Raw genomic sequence first — 24,154 nt, forward strand, 5'->3', positions numbered from 1 at the left:
AATAACAAGCGCTTGATTTACGTCAAAAACATTTACCCCAAAGGGGCTATTTTCTCACTCCCGATGTTAATGTGAGCCTGGTGAAGAGGAGGAATAATGAAAGTTTGTGGCGCTCGTCATGTTCGGGTATACTACTTTCCCGTCTTGGTAATTCCATCGTTTCACCCTAACTTCTCAGGTCCAGCATGACAACGAACTATATTTTTGTGACCGGCGGGGTCGTATCCTCTCTGGGAAAAGGCATTGCCGCAGCCTCCCTGGCAGCCATTCTTGAAGCCCGTGGCCTCAATGTAACCATGATGAAACTGGATCCGTACATCAACGTCGATCCAGGTACTATGAGCCCAATCCAACACGGGGAAGTGTTCGTTACCGAAGACGGCGCTGAAACCGACCTGGACCTGGGTCACTATGAGCGCTTCATTCGTACCAAAATGAGCCGCCGCAACAACTTCACTACGGGTCGTATCTACTCCGACGTTCTGCGTAAAGAACGCCGTGGCGACTACCTGGGCGCGACCGTTCAGGTTATCCCGCACATCACGAATGCAATTAAAGAGCGTGTTCTGGAAGGCGGTGAAGGTCATGATGTTGTTCTGGTTGAAATCGGCGGAACCGTTGGGGATATCGAATCTCTGCCGTTCCTTGAAGCGATTCGCCAGATGGCCGTAGAAATTGGCCGCGAGCACACGCTGTTTATGCATCTGACGCTGGTTCCGTACATGGCGGCGGCAGGTGAAGTCAAAACTAAACCGACTCAGCACTCTGTAAAAGAGCTGCTTTCTATCGGTATTCAGCCAGATATCCTGATTTGCCGCTCCGATCGCGCAGTTCCGGCTAATGAACGTGCAAAAATTGCATTGTTCTGTAACGTTCCGGAAAAAGCGGTGATTTCTCTGAAAGATGTCGATTCCATCTATAAAATCCCGGGCCTGTTGAAATCTCAGGGCCTTGACGATTATATTTGTAAACGATTCAGCTTGAACTGTCCGGAAGCTAATCTGTCAGAATGGGAACAGGTTATCTACGAAGAAGCTAATCCGGCAGGCGAAGTGACTATCGGTATGGTCGGCAAGTACATTGAACTGCCGGATGCCTATAAGTCAGTTATCGAAGCGCTGAAGCATGGCGGTCTGAAGAATCGTGTCACCGTCAATATCAAGCTGATCGATTCACAAGATGTCGAAACGCGTGGCGTTGAGATCCTGAAAGGTCTTGATGCCATCCTGATCCCTGGCGGCTTCGGCTACCGTGGTGTTGAAGGTAAAATCGCGACGGCGCGCTTTGCGCGTGAGAACAATATTCCTTATCTGGGCATTTGCCTGGGTATGCAGGTTGCGTTGATTGAGTTTGCACGTAACGTAGTGGGTATGGACAACGCCAACTCCACGGAATTTGTGCCAGACTGTAAGTACCCGGTGGTGGCCCTGATTACCGAATGGCGCGATGAAGACGGCAACGTCGAAGTCCGTACCGAGAAGAGCGATCTGGGCGGCACTATGCGTCTTGGTGCGCAGCAGTGTCAGTTGAGCGACGATAGCCTGGTTCGTCAACTGTACGGCGCGCCGACAATTGTTGAACGCCACCGCCACCGTTATGAAGTCAACAATATGCTGTTGAAACAGATTGAAGCTGCGGGTCTGCGTATTGCAGGCCGTTCCGGTGATGATCAGTTGGTCGAGATCATTGAGGTACCGAATCATCCGTGGTTCGTGGCCTGTCAGTTCCACCCGGAATTTACTTCCACGCCACGTGATGGGCACCCGCTGTTTGCCGGCTTTGTGAAAGCCGCCAGTGAACATCAGAAGCGTCAGGCGAAGTAAGAAGTAAATAAGTTAGAACGGCAATGCACCCATCAGGGTGCATTGTTTGTCTGGAGTTTTAGTTTAACTTGTACTGAGGAAAATCTAATGTCCAAAATCGTTAAAATCATCGGTCGTGAAATCATCGACTCCCGTGGTAACCCGACTGTTGAAGCCGAAGTACACCTGGAAGGTGGTTTCGTTGGTATGGCAGCAGCTCCGTCAGGTGCTTCTACTGGTTCCCGCGAAGCACTGGAACTGCGCGATGGCGACAAATCCCGTTTCATGGGTAAAGGCGTACTGAAAGCTGTTGCAGCTGTTAACGGCCCAATTGCTCAGGCTCTGCTGGGTAAAGATGCTAAAGATCAGGCTGGCATCGACAAGATCATGATCGATCTGGACGGTACTGAAAACAAATCCAACTTCGGTGCAAACGCCATCCTGGCTGTGTCCCTGGCGAACGCCAAAGCAGCAGCTGCTGCTAAAGGCCTGCCGCTGTATGCACACATCGCTGAACTGAACGGTACTCCGGGTAAATACTCCATGCCGGTTCCGATGATGAACATCATCAACGGTGGTGAGCACGCTGACAACAACGTCGACATCCAGGAATTCATGATTCAGCCGGTTGGCGCTAAGACTCTGAAAGAAGCCGTTCGTATGGGTTCTGAAGTGTTCCACAACCTGGCTAAAGTTCTGAAAGCTAAAGGTATGAACACTGCAGTTGGTGACGAAGGTGGCTACGCGCCGAACCTGGGTTCCAACGCTGAAGCTCTGGCTGTAATCGCTGAAGCGGTTAAAGCAGCTGGCTACGAGCTGGGTAAAGACATCACTCTGGCGATGGACTGTGCAGCTTCTGAATTCTACAAAGACGGTAAATACGTTCTGGCTGGCGAAGGCAACAAAGCATTCACCTCCGAAGAATTCACTCACTTCCTGGAAGAACTGACCAAACAGTACCCGATCGTGTCCATCGAAGATGGTCTGGACGAGTCTGACTGGGACGGTTTCGCATACCAGACTAAAGTACTGGGCGACAAAATCCAGCTGGTTGGTGACGATCTGTTCGTAACCAACACCAAGATCCTGAAAGAAGGCATCGAAAAAGGCATCGTTAACTCCATCCTGATCAAATTCAACCAGATCGGTTCTCTGACCGAAACTCTGGCTGCGATCAAAATGGCGAAAGACGCTGGCTACACCGCTGTCATCTCTCATCGTTCTGGCGAAACTGAAGATGCTACCATCGCTGACCTGGCTGTTGGTACCGCTGCAGGCCAGATCAAAACTGGTTCTATGAGCCGTTCTGACCGCGTTGCTAAGTACAACCAGCTGATTCGTATCGAAGAAGCTCTGGGTGAACAAGCACCGTACAACGGTCGTAAAGAGATCAAAGGTCAGGCGTAATCCTGTTCTTTAACTCTTAACTTAAAAACCCGCTGCGGCGGGTTTTTTTATGCTTTTAAAGCAGTAGAGGAAGTGTTGCGCTGGCTGTTTGCTGGCTCACATCACTGTACTTTTCATCCAGCGCAATCAGCGACGTGGTGAGAAGTTCTACCAACAGCATCACACCCACCTTGGCGTTTAGCGCACCAGCACTCAACGGACCTTCTGGTTTGGCTGCGACCAGTTGAATATCGCTCAGCGAAGCCAGCGGACTGCGTGGTGTATTACTTAGCGCCAGTACGCGCACGCCTTGCTTACGCGCCAGTTTCACGACATGCAGCAGATCGCGCGTGGAGCCTGAACTGGAGATCGCTACCACGAGCGTATTTTTGCTAAGCGTAGTGGCATTCATGGCTGCGCGGTGCATGTCGCTGAACAGTTGCGCGGGTTTGCCGAGGCGCAGGAGTTTGTAATGTAAATACTCCCCCAGAATAGCGCTGGCCGCTACGCCATAAATCTGTACCGACTGAGCCTGATGTAGCGCCAGAGCGGCGGATTCCAGTAATGTCCTGTCGAGTAACTTTGCTGTGTCCTGCAGCGCTTGCACGGATTCATTGACCACATTGTCAATTTCATCCCCGCTGTGCTCTACCGGCTGTCCTTGCTGGAGATCGAGAGCCAGCGCCATTTTGAATTCGTTATAACCCTTACACCCAAGCGTGCGGCACAGACGTGTGACGCTCGCCTCGCTGGTGTCGCTTTCACGCGCCAGTTCGGTAATCGTCAGGTAGACAACTTTTGCCGGATCACTAAGCACAAACTCTCCCAGCTTCTGCTGTGTTCGGCTATATCCGTCAACGCCCTGGCGCAATCTCAGCAGCAGGTTTTCATTTTCTGACATGCAAAATCCTTAATGCGTTTCTCTGCTGATAGTGTGGCGGAAAGCAGGGGAGAGATGCCAGTCATTTTAAAAAAGTATGATCGGCTTCCTGGTTTTTGATGATAATTTTCATTTATAAAATTAATTATGGTAAAAATTTTCATCATTAATCGGGGAGATGAAAAAATGATGCAAATGTTTAGCGGCGCCTCATCGGGCGCATGGTTTGAAAAGGCACAGCGGTTTGGCAAATCGTTCATGCTGCCGATTGCGGTACTGCCCGCTGCGGGGCTGTTGTTAGGGATTGGCGGTGCGCTGTCGAATCCAAACACATTGACGGCGTATCCGTTTTTGGACGTTGACTGGTTACAGGCAATCTTCACGATCATGACCAGCGCAGGTTCTATTGTGTTTGCCAACCTGTCGGTGCTTTTTGCGGTGGGTGTGGCAGTAGGATTGGCGAAAACGGACAAAGGCACCGCCGGGCTTGCTGCATTGCTGGCATTTCTGGTGATGAACGCCACCATCAACGCTTTATTGACACTCAACGGAACGCTGGCGCACGAGAATCCCGGTGCCGTAGGCCAGGGGATGACGCTGGGTATTCAGACGCTGGAAACAGGCGTATTTGGTGGGGTGGTGATTGGGCTTGTCACCTGCGCGCTGCATAGCCGTTTCAATAAAGTCTCGCTGCCTCAGTTCCTTGGTTTCTTCAGCGGTTCGCGCTTTGTGCCGATTATTAGCTCCCTTGCCGCGATTGTAGTGGGTGCGGTCATGACGGTGGTTTGGCCGCATTTCCAGAAACTCATTTTTGGACTGGGTGGTCTGGTGGATGCGACCGGTTATCTGGGTACGCTGTTGTACGGCTTCATCCTGCGTATGCTTGGCCCACTGGGGTTACACCATATCTTTTATTTACCGTTCTGGACCACAGCGCTTGGCGGAAGTGAAATCGTCAACGGCCAGTTGGTTGAAGGCACGCAGCGTATTTTCTTCGCGCAACTTGCCGATCCGAATACGCAGCAGTTCTATGCGGGCACCTCGCGCTTTATGTCCGGGCGCTTTATCACCATGATGTTTGGCCTGCTTGGCGCATGTCTGGCGATGTACCATACTGCAAAACCAGAGAACAGAAAGCTTGTCGCCGGACTGCTGTTGTCTGCGGCCCTGACCTCTTTCCTGACGGGGATCACTGAGCCTATCGAGTTCTCCTTCCTGTTTGTCGCACCTGTGTTATACGTCATTCACGCCTTCTTCGATGGTCTGGCGTTTATGATGGCGCATATTTTACATATCACCATCGGGCAAACCTTTTCGGGTGGGCTTATCGATTTCCTCCTCTTCGGTGTGCTACAGGGGGAAGCTAAAACCAACTGGATGTACGTCCCTATGGTGGGGATCCCGTGGTTCTTCCTTTACTACTTCACCTTCCGCTATTTGATTAACCGCTTTAACTGGTTGACGCCTGGTCGTGAAAACGCAGCACCGACTGAATCCGGCCTGCCGCAAAGTGAGCGTGCTGCGGCTGTGATTGCCGGACTGGGAGGTAAAGAGAATCTGGAAGAGGTGGACTGTTGCGCCACACGTCTGCGCGTGACGGTAAAAGAGAGTAGCAAGGTCGATGAAGCGGCGCTGAAAGCGACCGGAGCGCGTGGCGTAATTATTCGCGGCAACGGGGTTCAGGTGATTTATGGCCCGCATGTCACCATCATCAAAAACGAAGTCGAAGAGATCTTATCGTAATGAAAACTGTACTGGATTCCCTGAAAGGTAAATTAATCGTCTCCTGCCAGGCGCTGGAAAATGAGCCCCTGCACAGTCCGTTTATTATGTCGCGTATGGCACTGGCGGCAGCGCAGGGAGGTGCTGTAGGTATTCGTGCGAACAGCGTGGTGGATATTCGCGCGATCAAACAGAGCGTCTCCCTGCCGGTGATTGGGATTATCAAGCGTGATTATCCGGGTAGCGATGTGTTTATCACGGCTACGCTCCAGGAAGTGGATGAGCTAATGACCGTTGAGCCGGAGATTATTGCTCTGGATGCGACAGCGCGCCCGCGCCCTGGTGGACAAACGCTGGAAGAATTAGTTATGCAAATCCGCGCTCGCTACCCGTCTGTGCTGCTGATGGCGGATATCGCCACCATAGACGAGGCGGTGACAGCTGAGCGTCTGGGTTTTGACTGCGTGGGCACCACGCTCTACGGCTATACCGATGACACTGCCGGGCATGTGCTGGCGGAAAACGACTGCGGTTTTTTACGTGAGGTATTGGCGGCGGTCAGCGTACCTGTCGTGGCAGAAGGAAACGTCGATACTCCGGAACGTGCCGCACGATGCCTGGAATTAGGTGCCCATACCGTGGTGGTTGGTGGCGCAATCACGCGTCCGCAGCAGATAACGGCACGCTTTGTCGCGGCGATCGCCTCGTAAAGCATCGATGGGGCATGATACTTTGGCGGGGATCTGCGATAATTATCGTTTATCCCCATATTGAGAGCGCTATGCAGTACCCGATTAACGAGATGTTCCAGACCCTGCAAGGTGAGGGTTACTTTACCGGCGTCCCCGCCATTTTTATTCGTTTACAGGGATGCCCGGTTGGCTGTGCCTGGTGCGATACCAAACACACCTGGGATAAGCTTGAGGATCGGGAAGTCTCCCTGTACAGCATCCTGGCCAAGACCAAAGAAAGCGACAAATGGGGGGCGGCGAGCAGTGAGGATCTGCTGGCGGTCATTTCGCGTCAGGGGTATACCGCCCGTCATGTGGTGATCACCGGCGGCGAGCCTTGCATTCATGACCTGATGCCGCTGACTGACCTGCTGGAAAAGAACGGCTTTAGCTGCCAGATTGAAACCAGTGGCACCCACGAAGTACGCTGTACGCCGAATACCTGGGTGACCGTATCGCCGAAGGTAAATATGCGTGGCGGTTATGATGTGCTGTCGCAGGCGCTGGAGCGCGCGAATGAAATCAAACATCCGGTTGGTCGCGTTCGCGATATTGAAGCGCTGGATGAACTGCTGGCGACGTTGAGCGACGACAAACCACGAATCATCGCCTTACAGCCAATCAGCCAGAAAGAAGATGCGACGCGTTTGTGTATTGATACCTGTATTGCGCGCAACTGGCGTCTGTCGATGCAAACCCATAAATATCTGAATATTGCCTGATAACTGTGCCGGGAGCGTTTCGCTTACCCGGCCAGAGTTTGTTGCTTGTTGCAGGCCGGATAAGACGCATTGCCATCCGGCAAGCCTACAATCACTCGCCGCGGTACACGCAGCCTGCTGTGCAGGTTTCTTTCACCATTACAGCACTTAGCAGAGGGACCACAGGTTTAATCTGATCCCAAATCCATTTGGCCAGCACTTCACTGGTTGGATTTTCTAATCCAGGAATATCGTTCAAATAGTAGTGATCGAGTCTGTCGTAAGTCGGCTTAAACGCGGCTTTTAACTCAGCAAAATCCATGATCCAACCGGTATGCGGATCGACTTCACCGGTAATTTCAAGACGCACCATAAATGAGTGACCATGCAGGCGGCCACACTTATGCCCTTCCGGTACGTGCGGCAGGCGGTGAGCGGCTTCGAAGGTGAAATCTTTAAACAAGGTGGTGGACATTATTTACTCTCAAGAATGCGAAAAACCGCCGTAGGGTACCGTAAAGCACAATTTTTATCATTAGTTAAAAGGGCGCTAAGCATCAGAACGTCATATTTACGCTGTTAATGTTTGATAACTATTTATATATCATATAGTTATTAAATCGGTTTTGTCGTTAATGACTATAACTAAAACAGGTTAGTCCATTTGGTTATTTGTTATTTCTATCCCTTCTTTAATTGTTACTATCCCCGCCGTTAACCTTATCTTCAGTTTGGGTTTTATTGCTGAAATCCGCTTTGCTTACTGGAACATGACAACGCATGACGACACAGGCCCCACCTTCCGCTCTGCTACCGCTAAACCCGGAGCAACTGGCACGCCTTCAGGCAGCCACGACCGATTTCACTCCCGCACAGCTTGCGTGGGTTTCTGGCTATTTTTGGGGCGTGCTGAATCAGCAGCCTGGTAGCAATACAGCGGCGCTTGCGCCTGTCGCTGAAATGCCAGGCATTACGCTTATCTCCGCCTCGCAAACCGGTAATGCGCGTCGTGTGGCGGAAGCCCTGCGCGATGATCTGATCGCCGCGAAGCTCAACGTCACTCTGATCAACGCTGGCGACTATAAATTCAAACAAATCGCCAATGAAAAACTGCTGATCGTGGTGGCGTCGACGCAAGGGGAAGGTGAACCGGCGGAAGAAGCCGTGGCGTTGCATAAATTCCTGTTCTCGAAAAAAGCGCCAAAGCTCGATAACACCGCTTTTGCCGTGTTTGGTCTTGGCGACACCTCCTATGAGTTTTTCTGTCAGTCAGGAAAAGACTTCGATGCGAAACTGGCTGAGCTGGGCGGTGAACGTCTGCTCGATCGTGTAGATGCCGACGTCGAATATCAGGCCGCCGCCGCGCAGTGGCGTGCCCGTTTGATTGATGTCCTGAAAGCACGTGCGCCTGCAGTACCGTCTGTGCAAGTTGCTGCGAGCGGTGCGGTAAATGAAGTACACACCAGCCCGTACACCAAAGAAGCGCCGCTGACGGCGTCGCTTGCGGTGAATCAGAAAATTACCGGCCGTGACTCTGAAAAAGACGTACGCCATATTGAAATTGATTTAGGCGATTCCGGCCTGCGTTATCAGCCGGGCGATGCATTGGGCGTCTGGTATCAGAATGACCCGGATCTGGTTAAAGAACTGGTTGAACTGCTGTGGCTGAAAGGTGATGAGCCGGTGACGGTTGAAGGCAAAACCTTGTCGCTCGCTGAAGCGTTGCAGTGGCATTTCGAGCTGACGGTGAATACCGGCAATATCGTGGAGAACTATGCCACCTTAACCCGCAGCGAAACATTGCTGCCGTTAGTGGGTGACAAAGCACAGTTGCAGCATTATGCCGCCACCACGCCCATCGTCGATATGGTGCGCTTTTCCCCGGCGCAATTGGATGCTCAGGCGTTAGTTGATCTTCTGCGTCCGTTGACGCCGCGTTTGTACTCCATTGCCTCTTCTCAGGCGGAAGTGGAAAGCGAAGTGCACGTCACCGTGGGCGTGGTGCGTTATGAGATAGAAGGTCGCGCCCGTGCTGGTGGTGCTTCCAGTTTCCTCGCCGACCGCGTGGAAGAAGAAGGTGAAGTTCGCGTGTTCATTGAACACAACGACAATTTCCGCCTGCCGTCAAACCCGCAGACGCCGGTAATTATGATTGGCCCGGGTACGGGAATTGCACCGTTCCGTGCCTTCATGCAGCAGCGTGCGGCTGATGGAGCCGAAGGCAAAAACTGGCTGTTTTTCGGTAACCCGCACTTTACCGAAGATTTCCTGTATCAGGTGGAATGGCAGCGTTACGTCAAAGAGGGCGTACTGAGCCGTATCGATCTCGCCTGGTCCCGCGATCAAAAAGAAAAAGTCTACGTACAAGATAAACTGCGCCAACAGGGCGCGGAACTGTGGCGCTGGATTAACGACGGTGCCCACATTTATGTCTGCGGCGACGCCAATCGTATGGCGAAAGACGTTGAGCAGGCGTTGTTGGAAGTGATTGCCGAATTCGGTGGTATGGATATCGAAGCGGCGGATGAATTTTTAAGTGAGCTGCGCATTGAGCGCCGTTATCAGCGAGATGTCTACTAATGAGCGAAAAACATCCAGGACCATTGGTGGTCGAAGGCAAACTGTCCGACGCTGAGCGTATGAAGCTGGAAAGCAACTATCTGCGCGGTACCATTGCCGAAGATTTAAACGACGGCCTGACCGGCGGGTTTAAAGGCGACAACTTCCTGCTGATCCGTTTTCACGGTATGTACCAGCAGGACGACCGCGATATTCGCGCCGAACGTGCCGAGCAAAAGCTGGAGCCGCGTCACGCGATGCTGCTGCGCTGTCGTCTGCCGGGTGGGGTGATCACCACCAAACAGTGGCAGGCGATCGACAAGTTCGCCCATGACAACACTATTTACGGCAGCATTCGTCTGACCAACCGTCAGACCTTCCAGTTTCACGGCATTCTGAAGAAGAACGTTAAACCGGTACACCAGATGCTGCATTCCGTCGGCCTGGACGCACTGGCGACCGCCAACGATATGAACCGTAACGTGCTGTGCACCTCCAACCCGTATGAATCTGAGCTGCACGCCGAAGCCTACGAGTGGGCGAAAAAGATCTCCGAACATCTGCTGCCGCGCACCCGCGCCTATGCAGAGATCTGGCTTGATCAGGAAAAAGTTGCGACCACTGACGAGGAGCCGATCCTCGGTCAAACCTATCTGCCGCGTAAGTTTAAAACCACGGTGGTGATCCCACCGCAGAACGACATCGATCTGCATGCCAACGACATGAACTTCGTGGCGATTGCGGAAAACGGCAAGCTGGTGGGCTTTAACCTGCTGGTGGGCGGCGGTTTGTCCATTGAGCATGGCAATAAGAAAACTTACGCCCGGACGGCAAGCGAATTTGGTTATCTGCCGCTTGAGCATACACTGGCCGTGGCGGAAGCGGTGGTGACGACTCAGCGTGACTGGGGTAACCGTACCGATCGTAAAAACGCCAAAACCAAATACACGCTGGAACGCGTAGGCGTTGAGACCTTTAAAGCTGAAGTTGAGCGCCGCGCGGGGATCAAGTTTGAGCCTATCCGCCCGTACGAGTTCACCGGTCGCGGCGATCGTATCGGCTGGGTGAAAGGGATCGACAATAAATGGCATCTGACGCTGTTTATTGAAAACGGCCGTATCCTGGATTATCCGGGCCGTCCATTGAAAACCGGTCTGCTTGAGATCGCGAAGATCCACAAAGGTGAGTTCCGTATTACCGCGAACCAGAACCTGATCATTGCAGGTGTTCCTGAGAGTGAAAAGGCGAAGATCGAGAAGATTGCGCAGAAGAGTGGCTTAATGAATGCGGTCACTCCGCAGCGTGAAAACTCGATGGCCTGCGTGTCGTTCCCAACCTGTCCGCTGGCGATGGCGGAGGCCGAGCGCTTCCTGCCAACGTTTATCGACAACATCGACACGCTGATGGCGAAGCACAGCCTGAGTGATGAAAATATTGTCATGCGTGTGACTGGCTGCCCGAACGGTTGCGGCCGCGCGATGCTGGCGGAAGTTGGTCTGGTGGGGAAAGCGCCCGGACGTTACAACCTCCATTTAGGGGGCAACCGTATTGGAACTCGCATTCCCCGGATGTTTAAAGAGAACATCACCGAGCCGGAAATTCTGGCATCGCTGGATGAACTGATTGGGCGCTGGGCGAAAGAGCGCGAAGCGGGTGAAGGCTTCGGTGACTTTACGGTGCGTGCGGGCATTATTCGCCCGGTGCTCGATCCTGCCCGGGATTTCTGGGAATAATGTGAAATTGATTTATCGGGTCTGCTGAATCGGCAGACCTGATAAGCGCAGCGCCATCAGGCAAGGCAAACAGTGAGGAACTTATGTCCAAACTCGATCTCAACGCGTTGAACGAACTGCCGAAAGTTGAACGCGTTATGGCGTTGGCGCAAACCAACGACCAACTGGAAAAATTGAGCGCCGAGGATCGCGTGGCGTGGGCGCTGGAAAACCTGCCTGGCGAATATGTACTGTCATCAAGTTTTGGTATTCAGGCGGCAGTGAGCCTGCACCTGGTAAATCAGGTTCGCCCGGATATCCCGGTGATCCTCACCGATACCGGTTATCTGTTCCCGGAAACCTACCAGTTTATTGACGAGTTAACGGACAAGCTCAAGCTTAATCTGCAAGTCTACCGGGCGAAGGAAAGTGCGGCCTGGCAGGAAGCGCGCTATGGCAAACTGTGGGAGCAGGGCGTTGAGGGCATTGAAAAATACAATGACATCAACAAAGTCGAGCCGATGAACCGGGCGCTACAGGAGCTCGACGCGCAGACCTGGTTTGCCGGTCTGCGCCGTGAGCAATCGGGCAGTCGTGCGCATTTACCGGTGCTGGCTATTCAGCGTGGTGTGTTTAAAGTTCTGCCGATCATCGACTGGGACAACCGTACGGTTTACCAGTATCTGCAAAAGCATGGTCTGAAGTACCATCCACTGTGGGATCAGGGCTATCTGTCAGTCGGCGATACCCATACCACCCGCAAATGGGAGCCGGGAATGGCGGAAGAAGAGACGCGGTTTTTTGGGCTGAAAAGAGAGTGCGGGCTGCACGAAGGCTAACTGTTAAAAGCCCGGTAACGTTTACTTATTACCGGGCTTCTTCTTCAGGATTTACCTGCTTTCGCCAGTTCTTTTACCAGCGGCAGCATAATGCGTACTACGTCGCGGCTACGGCGCTCTATCCGGCCCGGTAAGGCTTTATCGATATGCTGCTGGTTATCCAGTCGCACATCATGCCAGCTGTTGCCAGACGGGAACGAGGCGCTTTTGGCGCGCTGTTGGTAGCCATCTTTCTTGCCCAGGTTCCAGTTGGTCGCTTCAACGGAGAGCACAGCAATACCCGCGTCGTCGAAGACCTCCGCATCGTTACAACATCCTGTTCCCTTCGGATAGTCTTTGTTCAGGCCTGGATTGGTGCTGGCTACAATGCCGCGACTATGCGCGATAGCCAGTGCCCGGTCGCGCGTCAGTTTTCGCACCGCTTCCGGGGTTTTCTTACCGCTGTTGAAATAGAGCTTATCACCGACAATCAGGTTATCGAGGTTGATAACCAGCAGCGTGTTTTTCTTCTCGGCGGCGCTCATTCGCTTCAGGATGTTCTCCGCGCCCAGTTTGCCTTCTTCCTCGCCGCTGGTGGCGATAAATCGGATGCCGTACTGCGTCGGCACGTCTTTGAGTTTTTCCGCCAGTTCCAGCATCACGCCAACACCTGCAGCGTTGTCGTCGATCCCTTGCAGGGTTAATCCACCCAGATTGGCATCTGAATCGGCATCGCTTTGTGCGGCGTAGGTGTCGAGGTGCGCCATAATAATAATCTGCTGCGGCGCTTTGCCTTCATGTGCTGCAATAACGGTGCTTCCCGTTACGTTATGCCAGTTTTTACGGTTATTTTTGGCGGTATAAACATAACGGCTATTAAACGTCCGAATATCACTGCTGTAGCCCATCTGCTGAAATTGCTGACGTATATAATCAGCAGATAACATTTCAGCCGGAGATCCCGTCACGCGGCCCGGGAAAAACGTTGCGATATATCGAGCCTGGGTATTTGCGATATCGCCAGGTTTGGAGGATGTTGCCTGTGCAGGAAGGATAAAACACGCGCCGAGCGCCATGGCAGCAATAAGGTGGCGCGTTGCGGAAAACATAATGAGTCCTTAAATACCAAGCAGAAATTTTCAGCCGCTAGTATGAAACTGTGATCGAGGTAAAACAATTTCATTTGCTCCTAAATGCCCGAAATCCGGTAGCTTAAGCACTTTTTGATATTTGCTTTTCCGGATCGTTATTCCTTTGAGGAACTACTCATTCCAATTCGTAATTTCATTCGCCCTCTTGCCCTCCCTATAGTCAGGTTATCTGAGCATCGTTAGCAAAATAACGGCATTACATAGGAACGGTTATGGATCAAAAACGACTTACCCACCTGCGGCAACTGGAAGCGGAAAGCATTCATATCATTCGTGAGGTGGCCGCCGAGTTTTCTAATCCGGTGATGATGTATTCCATCGGCAAAGATTCCAGCGTAATGCTGCATCTGGCGCGTAAAGCGTTTTATCCTGGCACGCTGCCGTTCCCATTACTGCACGTTGATACCGGTTGGAAATTCAGCGAAATGTACGAGTTTCGTGACCGTACGGCGAAAGCCTACGGCTGCGAACTGCTGGTGCATAAAAACCCGGAAGGGGTGGCGATGGGCATCAACCCGTTCGTCCACGGCAGCGCCAAGCATACCGACATTATGAAAACCGAAGGGCTGAAGCAGGCGCTCAATAAATACGGTTTTGATGCCGCGTTTGGCGGTGCTCGTCGTGACGAAGAGAAATCACGTGCCAAAGAGCGTATTTACTCTTTCCGCGATCGTTTTCATCGCTGGGATCCTAAAAATCAGCGCCCGGAGCTGTGGCACAACTACAACGGACAAATTAACAAAGGCGAAAGTATTCGCGTCTTCCCGCTCTCCAACTGGACCGAACAGGATATCTGGCAGTACATCTGGCTGGAAAACATCGACATCGTGCCACTGTACCTGGCGGCGGAGCGTCCGGTGCTTGAACGCGACGGCATGTTGATGATGATTGATGACGACAGAATCGATCTGCAACCCGGGGAAGTGATTAAAAAACGCATGGTGCGTTTCCGTACGCTCGGCTGTTGGCCACTGACAGGCGCGGTGGAGTCGAATGCGCAGACGCTGCCGGAAATTATCGAAGAGATGCTGGTCTCAACCACCAGTGAACGTCAGGGCCGCGTGATTGACCGCGACCAGGCGGGCTCCATGGAGCTGAAGAAACGTCAGGGGTATTTCTAAGGAGCCGCCATGAATACGACACTTGCACAACAAATTGCTAATGAAGGCGGCGTTGAAGCCTGGATGGTCGCCCAGCAACACAAAAGTCTGCTGCGCTTTTTAACCTGCGGTAGCGTGGATGACGGGAAAAGCACCCTGATTGGTCGCTTGCTGCATGACACGCGTCAGATTTATGAAGACCAGCTTTCATCGCTGCACAATGACAGTAAACGTCACGGCACTCAGGGCGAAAAGCTTGATCTGGCGTTATTGGTTGACGGCTTGCAGGCCGAGCGCGAGCAGGGCATCACCATCGACGTGGCTTACCGTTATTTCTCTACCGAGAAGCGTAAATTTATTATTGCGGACACTCCCGGGCATGAACAGTACACCCGTAACATGGCGACCGGTGCGTCGACCTGCGACCTGGCGATCCTATTGATCGATGCGCGTAAAGGTGTGCTGGATCAGACTCGTCGTCATAGCTTTATCTCCACGCTGCTTGGGATCAAACACCTGGTGGTGGCGATCAACAAAATGGATCTGGTGGACTTTAGCGAAGAGACATTTAACCGTATTCGCGAAGACTATCTTACTTTTGCTGAACAACTTCCGGGCAACCTGGATATCCGGTTTGTGCCGCTCTCTGCGCTGGAAGGCGATAACGTGGCTTCGCAAAGCGCCAGTATGCCGTGGTACAGCGGTCCGACGCTGCTGGAAGTGCTGGAAACCGTTGAGATCCAGCGCAGTATTGATACTCAGCCGATGCGCTTCCCGGTGCAGTATGTGAACCGACCGAATCTGGATTTTCGTGGTTATGCCGGAACGCTGGCCTCCGGTAGCGTGAAGGTCGGGCAGCGCGTCAAAGTGCTGCCGTCCGGCGTTGAGTCCAGCGTAGCGCGGATCGTGACCTTTGATGGCGATTTACAGGAAGCGCATGCAGGTGAAGCGATCACCCTGGTGCTAAAAGATGAGATCGATATCAGCCGGGGCGACCTGTTACTTGATGCCGGTGAAACGCTGCCGACAGTACAAAGCGCTGCCGTTGATGTGGTGTGGATGGCGGAACAACCGTTGTCGCCAGGGCAGAGCTACGACATAAAAATCGCAGGCAAGAAGACCCGCGCACGCGTTGATAGCGTGCAATATCAGGTCGATATAAACAACCTGACCCAACGTGACGTTGAAGCGCTACCGCTGAACGGCATCGGTCTGGTTAATCTGACTTTTGATGAACCGCTGGTGCTGGATACCTATCAGCAGAACCCGGTGACGGGCGGGCTGATAATTATTGACCGCCTGACCAACGTTACCGTTGGCGCGGGACTGGTGCGTGAGCCACTTGTTCAGGAGCACGCCGCGGCTTCCCAGTTCAGCGCGTTTGAGCTGGAGCTTAATGCACTGGTGCGTCGCCACTTCCCACACTGGGGTGCGCGCGATCTGCTGGGAGGAAAATAATGGCGCTGCATGACGAAAACGTCGTCTGGCATGCCCATCCTGTTACACCGCAACAGCGGGAACAACGCCACGGTCATCGTGGTGTTGTGCTGTGGTTTACCGGGCTGTCAGGCTCCGGTAAATCCACGGTAGCAGGGGCGCTTGAAGAAGCGTTGCATAAGCTGGGGGTGAGTACTTATCTCTTGGATGGCGATAACGTGCGTCACGGTCTGTGCAGCGATCTTGGATTTAGTGATGCCGATCGTAAGGAGAATATTCGCCGGGTTGGTGAAGTGGCTAACCTGATGGTGGATGCGGGGCTTGTGGTGTTGACCGCCTTTATCTCACCGCATCGCGCTGAGCGCAAAATGGTTCGTGAGCGGGTTGGCGAAGGGCGTTTTATTGAAGTTTTTGTCGATACGCCATTAGCAACGTGTGAAGCACGCGATCCAAAAGGTCTGTATAAAAAAGCGCGGGCGGGTGAGTTACGCAATTTCACCGGAATTGATTCGGTATACGAAGCGCCTGAATCGCCAGAGATTCATCTTGATGGTGAACAATTGGTAACAAATTTGGTACCCCAATTATTAGACCTGCTGAGGCAGGAAGATATTATCAGATCCTGAGACACCCGAGCTCACATGCCCGGTCAGTCACGGTCACAGGATTAGATATGCGTAACAGCCATAACATTACTATTACAGAGTCAGATACCTTCGCCGCCGACGACGAAACCACCTGGTCACTACCGGGGGCGGTGGTCGGTTTTATCGCGTGGTTGTTGGCGCTGGGATTCCCGTGTCTGATGTATGGCCCTAATACACTGTTTTTCTTCATTTATACCTGGCCCTTTTTCCTCGCATTGCTGCCCGTGGCGATTGTCGCGGGTATTGCCTTGCACTCGCTATTGAAGGGGAGGTTGCTGCTGAGCATTACCTGTACCCTGCTGGTGGTTGGGGCGATGTTTGGCGCACTATTTTTATGGTTATTGGGTTAGGCAAACGCCTTTTTTTAACAATCGCCGACGTTGTTCACTCTCTGGTCATAATTCAAACCGTAACCAACAATGAGATTATGTTCTCCTTACACGGGGTATACGTAACAACGGGCAAATGTGGTACATTTGCCCGCGTTGTCGCGGCATTCCCGACCGTTGATGTAAAGTTGTCTGCGGAAGTTATGGGATATTAATGCCGTTTTTCAGGGGGCAGGATGGGTAAACTAACGCTGCTGCTGCTGGCTTTATTAGTCTGGCTGCAGTATTCGCTGTGGTTCGGTAAGAACGGCATACATGACTATAGTCGCGTCAACGATGATGTTGCTGCGCAGCAAGCTACAAACGCGAAACTTAAAGCGCGTAACGATCAGCTCTTTGCCGAAATTGACGATCTCAATGGCGGACAAGAGGCTATTGAGGAGCGTGCGCGCAACGAACTCAGTATGACTAAGCCGGGCGAAACCTTTTATCGTCTGGTGCCTGACGCGTCTAAACGCGCTCAGACTGCAGGGCAAAACAATCGATAAACCGTCCAGGGATTTAACATGGCAGCCACTTTATTGGACGTTTGCGCCGTGGTGCCGGCTGCCGGGTTTGGCCGCCGAATGCAAACAGAGTGTCCTAAGCAGTACCTCTCTATTGGCAATAAAACCATTCTTGAACACTCGGTTGATGCGCTGCTGGCTCATCCCCGGGTGACGCGAGTCGTCATCGCTATCAGCCCAGGCGACAGTCGCTTTGCCCAACTTCCACTTGCTGCGCACCCGCAAATTACGGTGGTGGATGGCGGCAACGAGCGTGCCGATTCTGTCCTTGCCGGGTTGCAAGCCGCAGGGGAGGCCCGTTGGGTGCTGGTGCATGACGCCGCGCGTCCGTGCCTGCACCAGGATGATTTGGCCCGTTTGCTGGCAATTAGCGAGTGCAGCCGTACCGGCGGGATCCTTGCCGCACCGGTACGTGACACAATGAAGCGCGCGGAGCCGGGGCGAACAGACATCGCCCATACGGTCGATCGTACCGATTTATGGCATGCGTTGACGCCGCAGTTTTTCCCGCGCGAGTTATTGCACGATTGCCTGACGCGTGCACTCAACGAAGGTGCAACTATTACAGACGAAGCTTCGGCGCTGGAATATTGCGGCTTTCATCCGCAGCTGGTCGAAGGGCGTGCTGACAACATCAAAGTCACCCGCCCGGAAGATCTGGCGCTGGCGGAATTTTATCTGACCCGAACTATCTAGATACAACATCCTTCAGGCTGCTTGGAGGACGCTGTGTATATCAGGAGAAGGCATAATGCGAATTGGACACGGTTTCGACGTACACGCTTTTGGAGGAGTTGGCCCAATTATCATTGGTGGTGTGCGCATCCCGTATGAAAAAGGATTGCTGGCGCATTCTGATGGCGACGTGGCGTTACACGCGTTAACCGATGCTCTGCTGGGCGCGGCTGCGCTGGGGGATATCGGTAAGCTATTCCCGGACACCGACCCGGCCTTTAAAGGTGCTGATAGTCGTGAATTATTGCGTGAAGCCTGGCGGCGTATTCAGGCCAAAGGCTATACGCTTGGTAATGTGGATGTGACAATTATTGCCCAGGCGCCGAAGATGCTGCCGCACATTCCACAAATGCGAGTGTTTATTGCCGAAGACCTCGGCTGCCATATGGATGATGTTAACGTGAAAGCGACCACCACGGAAAAACTCGGTTTTACCGGGCGTGGGGAAGGGATTGCCTGTGAAGCGGTGGCGTTACTCATTAAGGCAACGAAATGACTGCGTTTGAAGATCTGACGTATCTCCATGGCAAACCACAAGGCCATGGCGTTCTGAAAGCGAATCCGGAAGACTTTGTCGTCGTCGAAGATTTAGGCTTCGAACCCGATGGCGAAGGCGAGCACATTTTGGTGCGTATCCTGAAAAACGGTTGTAACACCCGTTTTGTGGCTGACGCGCTGGCGAAATTCCTGAAAATTCATGCCCGCGAAGTGAGCTTTGCTGGTCAGAAAGACAAGCATGCGGTCACGGAACAGTGGCTGTGTGCGCGTGTGCCGGGCAATGCGATGCCTGATTTAAGCAAATTTGAGCTTGAAGGCTGTAAAGTGCTGGAGTACGCACGCCACAAGCGTAAGCTGCGTTTAGGGGCGCTGAAAGGCAACGAATTTACGCTGGTGCTGCGTGAAGTGAGCGAGCGAAATGATGTTGAAGCGCGTTTGCAGGCAATTAACGAGCGCGGCGTTCCGAACTATTTTGGCGCTCAGCGTTTTGGTATCGGCGGCAGCAACCTGCAAGGGGCGCTGCGCTGGGCGCAAAGCGATGCGCCGGTGCGCGATCGCAATAAACGCAGTTTTTGGTTGTCGGCGGCCCGTAGCGCGTTGTTTAATCAGATAGTCAGTGAACGCCTGAAAAAAACAGACTTTAATCAAGTTGTTGACGGCGATGCGCTACAATTATCGGGGCGCGGAAGCTGGTTTGTCGCCACACAGGAAGAACAAACTGAATTACAGCGTCGCGTCGATGAGAAAGAATTGATGATTACAGCGGCATTACTGGGCAGCGGTGAGTGGGGAACTCAACGCGACGCGCTGGCGTTTGAAGAAGCCGCTGTTGCTGATGAAACCGCGCTGCAGTCTCTGTTATTGCGCGAGAAAGTCGACGCGTCGCGTCGCGCTATGTTGCTGTATCCACAACAATTAAGCTGGAACTGGTGGGATGACGTAACCGTTGAGTTACGTTTCTGGCTACCGGCAGGTAGCTTCGCCACCAGTGTTGTAAGGGAACTTATTAACACAATGGGTGATTATGCGTATATTGCTGAGTAACGATGATGGGGTTCACGCACCCGGTATACAAACGCTGGCGAAAGCGCTGCGTGAGTTTGCTGACGTACAGGTGGTTGCCCCGGATCGTAACCGCAGTGGCGCGTCCAACTCGCTGACGCTGGAATCCTCACTTCGCACGTTCACCTATGATAACGGTGATATCGCCGTACAAATGGGTACACCTACCGATTGCGTCTATCTGGGCGTTAACGCATTAATGCGTCCGCGTCCGGACATTGTCGTGTCTGGTATTAACGCAGGTCCTAATCTCGGCGATGATGTTATCTATTCCGGTACCGTTGCGGCGGCGATGGAAGGTCGTCACCTGGGCTTCCCTGCGCTGGCTGTCTCACTTGATGGGCATAAACACTACGATACTGCTGCCGCAGTAACCTGCCGTATCTTACGGGCGCTGAGTCGTGAACCGCTGCGCACCGGGCGCATTTTGAATATCAACGTGCCGGATTTACCGCTGGATCAGATTAAAGGTATTCGCGTCACCCGCTGCGGTAGTCGCCATCCTGCGGATGAGGTGATACCACAGCAGGACCCGCGCGGTAATACGCTGTACTGGATCGGGCCACCGGGCGAAAAGTGCGACGCCGGACCGGATACTGATTTTGCCGCCGTCGATGAAGGCTATGTTTCCATCACGCCGCTGCATGTCGATTTAACCGCATACGGCGCGCATGAAGTTGTTTCTGACTGGTTAGACAGCGTGGGAGCCGACACGCAATGGTAAGCAGACGCGTACACACTCTTCTTGAACAATTACGTGCGCAGGGCATCAGAGATGAGCTTGTTCTCGATGCACTCGCCGCCGTGCCGCGTGAAAAATTCATTGATGAGGCGTTTGAACATAAGGCCTGGGACAATATTGCCCTGCCGATTGGTCAGGGGCAGACGATTTCGCAGCCCTATATGGTTGCACGGATGACCGAGCTGCTGGAGTTAACGCCACAGTCCCGGGTGCTGGAAATTGGTACCGGCTCTGGCTACCAAACGGCGATTCTGGCGCACCTGGTGCACCATGTGTGCTCTGTTGAGCGCATTAAAGGTTTGCAGTGGCAGGCGCGTCGTCGACTTAAACAGCTTGATTTACATAATGTTTCTACCCGTCATGGTGATGGATGGCAAGGCTGGCAAGCGCGAGCCCCTTTTGACGCTATCATTGTTACGGCAGCGCCGCCTGAGATCCCAACCGCATTGATGATGCAGTTGGATGAAGGCGGCATTCTCGTCTTACCCGTGGGTGACGAGCACCAGTTTCTGAAACGGGTGCGTCGTCGGGGAGGCGAATTTATTATCGATACCGTGGAGGCCGTACGCTTCGTTCCCTTAGTAAAAGGGGAGCTTGCGTAGATACAGGCTCTGAATACCTGGAGTTTTCCTGGATATTCTGGAATTAGTAAGCGTATCGTGGTCACGTTTCCAGTGCCCAGTCCGATGCCTTGCACGGTGATTACGTCACTGGTTTTAACCAAATTTTCCTGGGGGATAAATGAGCGCGGGAAGCCACAAATTTACCGTTCGCCGCATTGCGGCATTGTCACTGGTTTCATTATGGCTGGCAGGTTGTTCAAATACCTCGAATCCACCTGCACCGGTCAGTTCCGTTGATGGCGGTGCATCAACGAACACCAATTCCGGTATGCTGATTACGCCTCCACCAAAAATGGGCTCGACGTCGACAGTACAGCAAACGCCGCAGATCCAGCCGGTGCAGCGTCCGACCACACAGTCAACACAGATCCAGCCTGTTGCGGAACAACCTGTGCAGATGGAAAACGGTCGTATTGTGTACAACCGTAAGTATGGGAACATTCCGAAAGGTAGCTATACGGGCGGCAGTACCTATACTGTTAAGAAAGGCGATACCCTTTTCTATATTGCCTGGATTACCGGGAACGATTTCCGTGATCTCGCACAACGCAATAACGTTCCGGCCCCGTATGGCCTGAATGTCGGTCAAACTCTGCAAGTGGGCAATGCGTCTGGCGCACCGATTACCGGTGGAAATGCCATCACCCAGGCGGATGCAGCACAGCAAGGAGTTGTGACCAACCCTGCACAAAATTCCACCGTTGCTGTTGCTTCGAAACCAACAATTACGTATTCTGAGGATTCAGGTGAACAAAGTGCTAATAAAATGTTGCCGAACAACAAGCCTGCTGGGACTGTGGTCACAGCGCCTGTAACGGCTCCAGCAGTTAGCGCAACCGAATCAACTGCAAGCTCAACGTCAACCAGCTCGCCAATCTCTACCTGGCGCTGGCCGACCGAGGGCAAAGTGATCGAAAACTTTGCGGCTACCGAAGGTGGCAATAAAGGGATCGACATTGCAGGCAGCAAGGGACAGGCTATTGTCGCGACCGCAGATGGACGCGTCGTCTATGCCGGTAACGCGCTGCGTGGTTACGGTAATCTTATTATCATCAAACATAACGATGATTACCTGAGTGCCTACGCCCATAACGATACAATGCTGGTCCGGGAACAACAAGAAATCAAGGCGGGGCAGAAAATAGCTACCATGGGTAGTACCGGAACCAGTTCAACACGCTTGCATTTTGAAATTCGTTACAAGGGGAAATCCGTAAACCCGCTGCGTTATTTACCGCAGCGATAATTCGGCGGAACCAGGCTTTCACGTGCTAGTTCCGTTAGGGATCACGGGTAGGAGCCACCTTTATGAGTCAGAATACGCTGAAAGTTCATGATTTAAATGAAGATGCGGAATTTGATGAGAACGGAGTAGAGGCTTTTGATGAAAAAGCCTTGAGTGAAGAGGAACCCAGTGATAACGACCTGGCTGAAGAAGAGCTGTTATCGCAGGGGGCCACACAGCGTGTGTTGGACGCGACTCAGCTTTACCTTGGTGAGATTGGTTATTCACCACTGTTAACAGCCGAAGAAGAAGTTTATTTTGCGCGTCGCGCACTGCGTGGGGATGTCGCATCCCGCCGTCGCATGATTGAAAGTAACCTGCGTCTGGTGGTGAAAATTGCTCGTCGTTATGGCAATCGTGGTCTGGCATTGCTGGACCTGATTGAAGAGGGCAATCTGGGACTGATCCGTGCAGTCGAGAAGTTTGACCCGGAACGCGGGTTCCGCTTCTCAACATACGCAACCTGGTGGATCCGCCAGACGATCGAACGGGCGATTATGAACCAAACCCGTACGATCCGACTGCCAATTCACATTGTAAAAGAGCTGAACGTCTATCTGCGTACCGCGCGTGAGTTGTCGCATAAACTGGACCACGAACCGAGCGCAGAAGAGATTGCTGAACAACTGGACAAACCGGTTGATGACGTCAGCCGTATGCTCCGACTCAACGAGCGTATTACCTCGGTAGACACCCCGCTGGGTGGCGATTCCGAAAAAGCGTTGCTGGATATTCTGGCCGATGAAAAGGAAAACGGCCCGGAAGACACCACGCAAGACGATGATATGAAACAGAGCATCGTCAAATGGCTGTTCGAACTGAACGCCAAACAGCGTGAGGTACTGGCACGTCGCTTTGGTCTGCTGGGGTATGAAGCTGCGACACTGGAAGATGTGGGCCGCGAAATTGGTCTCACCCGTGAACGTGTTCGCCAGATTCAGGTTGAAGGTCTGCGTCGTCTGCGTGAAATCCTGCAGACTCAGGGACTGAATATCGAAGCGCTGTTCCGCGAGTAAGCACAAGTTCTATCAAGAAAGGCCAGTCTCATTGAGACTGGCCTTTTTCTATGTTTGTTGCCTGATGGCACTGCGTTTATCAGGCCTACGGGGAGCAGGACTTTGTAGGCCGGATAAGACATTTATGTCACCATCCGGCAGATTAGTTCATCATCTTACGCACCAGACGTATGAACTGCTCACGTTCTTCATCAGATAATCGCCCCAGAAACTCATCATCCACGCTATCGCCTAACGGGGTTGCGCTGGTCAGTAATGCTTCTCCTTGCGCGGTCAAATAAACAAACCGCCGACGCTTATCCGCCGGGTCGTGTTCACGTCTGACCAACTCCCGTTTTTCCATCCGGCTCAGCATTTCCGCAAGCGTTGCCTTGGTACAGACTGCGGCTTCGGTCAGGGCGACCTGCTCAATGCCGGGATGCTCGGCAATGGCGCGCATCACCGCATACTGCGGTTTGGTCAGATCCGGTAATTCATGTTGCCAGCGAGCCGTATGTTGCTGAAAAAGCTGACGTAAAAGGTGAAAGGCTGTGTTTCTTAACGGCATGAGAGCTCCGGAATATCTGTCAGTCTCTATCTTAACGGGTAACGCGTCATAGTTTAACCATTGCTGCTTTAGCAATCTGTGCGAGGTGCTCTTGTCCGGAATGCA

General features: G+C 52.8%; 24 protein-coding genes. 20 read left to right on the top strand and 4 right to left on the bottom strand.

The annotated features are described in order from the left end of the window. The first annotated feature begins 185 nt into the window (after positions 1-185). Both pyrG and eno read left to right on the top strand, forming a co-directional pair. The gene (pyrG, locus tag GFB57_RS09550; protein ID WP_003034127.1) at positions 186-1,823 is read left to right on the top strand and encodes a glutamine hydrolyzing CTP synthase; all 1,638 of its coding nucleotides are present in this window, start codon (positions 186-188) and stop codon (positions 1,821-1,823) included. A gap of 87 nt (positions 1,824-1,910) precedes the next feature. After that, positions 1,911-3,209 carry a phosphopyruvate hydratase gene (gene eno, locus GFB57_RS09555; protein ID WP_003034129.1) on the top strand — a complete coding sequence of 433 codons (1,299 nt, stop codon included), beginning with the start codon at positions 1,911-1,913 and terminating at the stop codon, positions 3,207-3,209. A 55-nt stretch (positions 3,210-3,264) separates the two neighbouring features. Here the strand turns inward: eno and GFB57_RS09560 are convergent, their stop codons facing one another. After that, positions 3,265-4,089 (bottom strand): MurR/RpiR family transcriptional regulator, encoded by an 825-nt coding sequence (locus tag GFB57_RS09560; RefSeq protein ID WP_003034131.1) that lies wholly within the window; start codon positions 4,087-4,089, stop codon positions 3,265-3,267. 165 nt (positions 4,090-4,254) lie between these two features. Between GFB57_RS09560 and GFB57_RS09565 the strand changes: the two genes are divergently transcribed. The 3 genes from GFB57_RS09565 (at position 4,255) to queE (ending at position 7,243) form a co-directional block, all read left to right on the top strand. Further along, the gene (locus GFB57_RS09565; RefSeq protein WP_003034134.1) at positions 4,255-5,811 is read left to right on the top strand and encodes a maltose/glucose-specific PTS transporter subunit IIC; all 1,557 of its coding nucleotides are present in this window, start codon (positions 4,255-4,257) and stop codon (positions 5,809-5,811) included. After that, complete coding sequence (locus GFB57_RS09570) at positions 5,811-6,500, top strand: N-acetylmannosamine-6-phosphate 2-epimerase (protein ID WP_003034135.1); 690 nt, start codon at positions 5,811-5,813, stop codon at positions 6,498-6,500. The genes GFB57_RS09565 and GFB57_RS09570 overlap by 1 nt, the downstream gene beginning before the upstream one ends. A gap of 71 nt (positions 6,501-6,571) precedes the next feature. After that, a complete protein-coding gene (queE, locus tag GFB57_RS09575; protein ID WP_003034139.1) occupies positions 6,572-7,243 on the top strand; it encodes a 7-carboxy-7-deazaguanine synthase QueE in 672 nt (223 codons plus the stop codon). A 91-nt stretch (positions 7,244-7,334) separates the two neighbouring features. Here the strand turns inward: queE and queD are convergent, their stop codons facing one another. Beyond that, positions 7,335-7,697, bottom strand: coding sequence for a 6-carboxytetrahydropterin synthase QueD (queD, locus tag GFB57_RS09580; protein WP_003034142.1), 363 nt, complete (start codon positions 7,695-7,697; stop codon positions 7,335-7,337). 305 nt (positions 7,698-8,002) lie between these two features. Between queD and cysJ the strand changes: the two genes are divergently transcribed. The 3 genes from cysJ (at position 8,003) to cysH (ending at position 12,332) form a co-directional block, all read left to right on the top strand. After that, positions 8,003-9,802: an NADPH-dependent assimilatory sulfite reductase flavoprotein subunit gene (gene cysJ / locus GFB57_RS09585; protein ID WP_003034146.1), complete on the top strand. Its 1,800-nt coding sequence runs from the start codon at positions 8,003-8,005 to the stop codon at positions 9,800-9,802. Then, positions 9,802-11,514, top strand: a complete 1,713-nt coding sequence (gene cysI / locus GFB57_RS09590) for an assimilatory sulfite reductase (NADPH) hemoprotein subunit (protein ID WP_003034148.1) — start codon at positions 9,802-9,804, stop codon at positions 11,512-11,514. Before cysJ ends, cysI begins: the two co-directional genes overlap by 1 nt. 83 nt (positions 11,515-11,597) lie before the next feature. Beyond that, positions 11,598-12,332: a phosphoadenosine phosphosulfate reductase gene (gene cysH, locus GFB57_RS09595; RefSeq protein WP_003034149.1), complete on the top strand. Its 735-nt coding sequence runs from the start codon at positions 11,598-11,600 to the stop codon at positions 12,330-12,332. 44 nt (positions 12,333-12,376) lie between these two features. Here cysH and GFB57_RS09600 read toward each other — a convergent pair whose 3' ends face one another. Then, entirely contained in the window at positions 12,377-13,420 is a 1,044-nt protein-coding gene (locus GFB57_RS09600; RefSeq protein ID WP_003034151.1) for an aminopeptidase, read from the bottom strand. Positions 13,421-13,674: 254 nt separating this feature from the next. Between GFB57_RS09600 and cysD the strand changes: the two genes are divergently transcribed. The 12 genes from cysD to rpoS all read left to right on the top strand — a co-directional run bounded on the left by cysD (position 13,675) and on the right by rpoS (position 23,502). Continuing rightward, positions 13,675-14,583 (top strand): sulfate adenylyltransferase subunit CysD, encoded by a 909-nt coding sequence (gene cysD / locus GFB57_RS09605; RefSeq protein WP_003034152.1) that lies wholly within the window; start codon positions 13,675-13,677, stop codon positions 14,581-14,583. Between the two features lie 9 nt (positions 14,584-14,592). After that, positions 14,593-16,020 (top strand): sulfate adenylyltransferase subunit CysN, encoded by a 1,428-nt coding sequence (gene cysN / locus GFB57_RS09610; RefSeq protein ID WP_003034155.1) that lies wholly within the window; start codon positions 14,593-14,595, stop codon positions 16,018-16,020. Then, positions 16,020-16,625 (top strand): adenylyl-sulfate kinase, encoded by a 606-nt coding sequence (gene cysC / locus GFB57_RS09615; RefSeq protein WP_003034157.1) that lies wholly within the window; start codon positions 16,020-16,022, stop codon positions 16,623-16,625. The genes cysN and cysC overlap by 1 nt, the downstream gene beginning before the upstream one ends. Before the next feature lie 47 nt (positions 16,626-16,672). After that, positions 16,673-16,996 carry a DUF3561 family protein gene (locus GFB57_RS09620; RefSeq protein WP_003034160.1) on the top strand — a complete coding sequence of 108 codons (324 nt, stop codon included), beginning with the start codon at positions 16,673-16,675 and terminating at the stop codon, positions 16,994-16,996. A 215-nt stretch (positions 16,997-17,211) separates the two neighbouring features. Then, positions 17,212-17,523: a cell division protein FtsB gene (gene ftsB / locus GFB57_RS09625; protein WP_003034163.1), complete on the top strand. Its 312-nt coding sequence runs from the start codon at positions 17,212-17,214 to the stop codon at positions 17,521-17,523. A gap of 18 nt (positions 17,524-17,541) precedes the next feature. Continuing rightward, a complete protein-coding gene (ispD, locus tag GFB57_RS09630; RefSeq protein ID WP_003034165.1) occupies positions 17,542-18,237 on the top strand; it encodes a 2-C-methyl-D-erythritol 4-phosphate cytidylyltransferase in 696 nt (231 codons plus the stop codon). Positions 18,238-18,292: 55 nt separating this feature from the next. Further along, positions 18,293-18,772, top strand: coding sequence for a 2-C-methyl-D-erythritol 2,4-cyclodiphosphate synthase (gene ispF / locus GFB57_RS09635; protein WP_003034167.1), 480 nt, complete (start codon positions 18,293-18,295; stop codon positions 18,770-18,772). Next, positions 18,769-19,818, top strand: coding sequence for a tRNA pseudouridine(13) synthase TruD (gene truD, locus GFB57_RS09640; protein ID WP_003034168.1), 1,050 nt, complete (start codon positions 18,769-18,771; stop codon positions 19,816-19,818). Before ispF ends, truD begins: the two co-directional genes overlap by 4 nt. Next, on the top strand, positions 19,799-20,560 hold the full coding sequence (surE, locus tag GFB57_RS09645; protein ID WP_003034170.1) for a 5'/3'-nucleotidase SurE: 762 nt from the start codon (positions 19,799-19,801) through the stop codon (positions 20,558-20,560). Before truD ends, surE begins: the two co-directional genes overlap by 20 nt. Further along, positions 20,554-21,180 (top strand): protein-L-isoaspartate(D-aspartate) O-methyltransferase, encoded by a 627-nt coding sequence (locus GFB57_RS09650; protein ID WP_003034172.1) that lies wholly within the window; start codon positions 20,554-20,556, stop codon positions 21,178-21,180. Before surE ends, GFB57_RS09650 begins: the two co-directional genes overlap by 7 nt. 184 nt (positions 21,181-21,364) lie before the next feature. Continuing rightward, a complete protein-coding gene (gene nlpD, locus GFB57_RS09655) occupies positions 21,365-22,447 on the top strand; it encodes a murein hydrolase activator NlpD (RefSeq protein WP_226999271.1) in 1,083 nt (360 codons plus the stop codon). A gap of 62 nt (positions 22,448-22,509) precedes the next feature. Further along, complete coding sequence (rpoS, locus tag GFB57_RS09660) at positions 22,510-23,502, top strand: RNA polymerase sigma factor RpoS (protein ID WP_000081498.1); 993 nt, start codon at positions 22,510-22,512, stop codon at positions 23,500-23,502. Between the two features lie 142 nt (positions 23,503-23,644). On the opposite strand, the gene GFB57_RS09665 is transcribed toward rpoS, so the two are convergent. Continuing rightward, on the bottom strand, positions 23,645-24,049 hold the full coding sequence (locus GFB57_RS09665; protein ID WP_003034194.1) for a MarR family transcriptional regulator: 405 nt from the start codon (positions 24,047-24,049) through the stop codon (positions 23,645-23,647). Between the last annotated feature and the right edge of the window lie 105 nt (positions 24,050-24,154).

The sequence above is a fragment of the Citrobacter sp. S39 genome (genome assembly GCF_009495675.1).
Classification (GTDB): domain Bacteria; phylum Pseudomonadota; class Gammaproteobacteria; order Enterobacterales; family Enterobacteriaceae; genus Citrobacter; species Citrobacter freundii.